At 72.7% G+C, this 2,127-nt stretch carries 3 protein-coding genes; all 3 read left to right on the forward strand.

Features of this window, described 5'->3' with window-relative positions:
• A partial coding sequence (locus LF63_RS02060) for a uroporphyrinogen-III synthase (RefSeq protein ID WP_161782312.1) occupies nt 1–518 on the forward strand: 518 nt, incomplete at its 5' end.
• 44 nt (nt 519–562) lie between these two features.
• Nucleotides 563–1,672: a uroporphyrinogen-III C-methyltransferase gene (locus tag LF63_RS02065; protein ID WP_043099290.1), complete on the forward strand. Its 1,110-nt coding sequence runs from the start codon at nt 563–565 to the stop codon at nt 1,670–1,672.
• Nucleotides 1,669–2,127 (forward strand): heme biosynthesis protein HemY (locus tag LF63_RS16200; protein ID WP_043099292.1); only part of this gene is annotated, 459 nt, incomplete at its 3' end. The genes LF63_RS02065 and LF63_RS16200, both read left to right, overlap by 4 nt.

Consider the following 2,127-nt stretch of genomic DNA (forward strand, 5'->3'; position numbering starts at 1 on the left):
AGGCGCGCGTGCTGGCGGTGGGCGACGGCACCCGTCGCGCACTGCTGCGGGTCGGCTGCGCGCAGGCACAGTCGCCGCCGCGCGACCGCGAGCACAGTGAGGGCCTGCTGCAGCATCCCTGGCTGCAATCCGTGCGCGGTTTGCGCGTGAATCTGATCACCGCGCCGGGCGGCCGCGGCGTGCTGGCCGCGACGTTGGCCGAGCGCGGCGCGCAGGTGCGCGAGACGCATGTCTACGAGCGTGCCCGGCCGCGACTGGGGCGGCGCCACGTGGACAAGGTGTTGGCGCTGGATGCGTCGGCCTGGCTGCTGGTGACCAGCGCGCAGGCGCTGGATCATCTGTTGCAGGGGTTGCCCGAAGTTGCCGTGCAGCGCTTGCGGACCTGTCGGGTCGTGGTCAGCAGCGCGCGTCTGCAGCGTCACGTGCGCGAAGCAGGTTTCGGCGAGCCGGTGCGCGCGGCGTCCGCCTCCGGCGCGGATCTGCTCGACGCCGTCGCGGCGCACCTGTCGCCGCGCTGAAACGCCATATGGCCGTCGTGCCGCGCTCGGGCTAGCATGGGTGCATGAGCGCATCCGACTCCGTCCACGAATCCTCCGCACCGACGCCCGAGGTTGCGGCGCCGGCTCCCGTTCCCAAGAGCGCCAACAAGCGCGAGCGACCACCGCGTCGCGGTGTCGGTCTGGCCGGCCTGGCCCTGGTGCTGGCGCTGATCGCGCTGCTGGCCGCAGCCTACGGCGGCTGGCGTCTGTGGCGCGTGCAACAGGGCGGCGCCCAGGACACCCGCGCACTCGCCGACATGCACGCGCAATTGAAGTCGCTGGGCGACAAGCTCGATGCGCTCGGCAACGATACCCATAACGCACAGCAGCAGGCGCAGGCCGCGCAGCAGCAGGGGCAGTCGCTGACCACGCAAGTGCAGGGCTTGAGCGAACGCAGCCGCAGTCTGGAGAATGCCGTCGCCGGCCTCACCGCGCGCGAGCAGTCCGGTCACGATGCGGTGCGCCTGGACGAAGCGGCGATGCTGCTGCGCATGGCCGGCGAGCGCTTCGCCCTGTTCCACGACGCTGACGGCGCGATGCAGGCCTACGCGATGGCCGACCGCGTGATGGCCGAGGTCGAGGACCCGGCCTACGCTGCCGTGCGCCAGAGCATCGACCGCGAACGCCAGGCGCTGGCGGGTACGCATCCCGGCCAGCGCCAGGGCGACCTCGACACGCTGGCGCGTCTGCGCAGTCAGGTCGGTACGCTGCCGCTGAAGCCGCTCGATGCGCCGGTGAAGAACACCGGCACGGGCTTCTGGGCGCGCGTGAAGCACGCCTTCGCGGGACTGGTGCAGATCCAGCGCGACGACGGCGTGACGCCGGCACATCGCGCGTTGGCGCAGTCGCTCACCGCGCTGGATCTGGCGCAGGCGCAGGCGGCGCTGCTGGCGTGGAATCCGCAGGGCTACCAGGACGCGCTGGCACAGGCGGACATGCGTCTGCAGACCGACTTCGACGGCAACGCGCAGGCCGTGCACGACATGCGTGCGCAGATCGCGCAGCTGCGCGAACGCGCCACGCCGCAGGCGCCCGAACTGGGCGCGGCACTGAGTGAACTGAACAACCTGCGCGCGGTGCACGAAGCCGCCGCCCCGGCCGCATCCGCGTCCGCCAAGGGTGCGCAGCGATGAGGGTCTGGCGCTGGATCCTGCTGCTGGCGGTGGTCGTCACCGTCGCCGCGTTCGGCTGGCACTGGGTCGCCGAGGACCCGGGCCAAGTGCTGATCCGCATCCGCGGCTGGCGCGTGCAGGCCACGCTGGTCACGGTGGTCGTGCTGCTGCTGTTGTTCTGGGGTGCGCTGACGCTGGCGTGGCGGTTGCTGCGCTGGCCGTTCGGCGCGGTCACGCGACGCCAGCGCGCGGTCAGCCGCAAGCGTCTGCACGACGGTTTGCTGGCGCTGGCCGAAGGCCGTCACGGCGAGGCCGAGCGCGATCTGGGTCGCGCCGCCCGTCACGCGCCGCAGCGTGCGCCGGCCCTGCTGGCCGCGGCTCGCGCCGCGCATGCACGCGGCGACAGCAAGCGGGCGATGGAAGCCCTGGACGAAGCCACGCAGAGCGCGCCGCAGGCCGCGCGCGTGGTGCGCGCG

Origin of the sequence: Oleiagrimonas soli (genome assembly GCF_000761445.1) — a bacterium.
GTDB classification, from domain to species: Bacteria; Pseudomonadota; Gammaproteobacteria; order Xanthomonadales; family Rhodanobacteraceae; genus Oleiagrimonas; species Oleiagrimonas soli.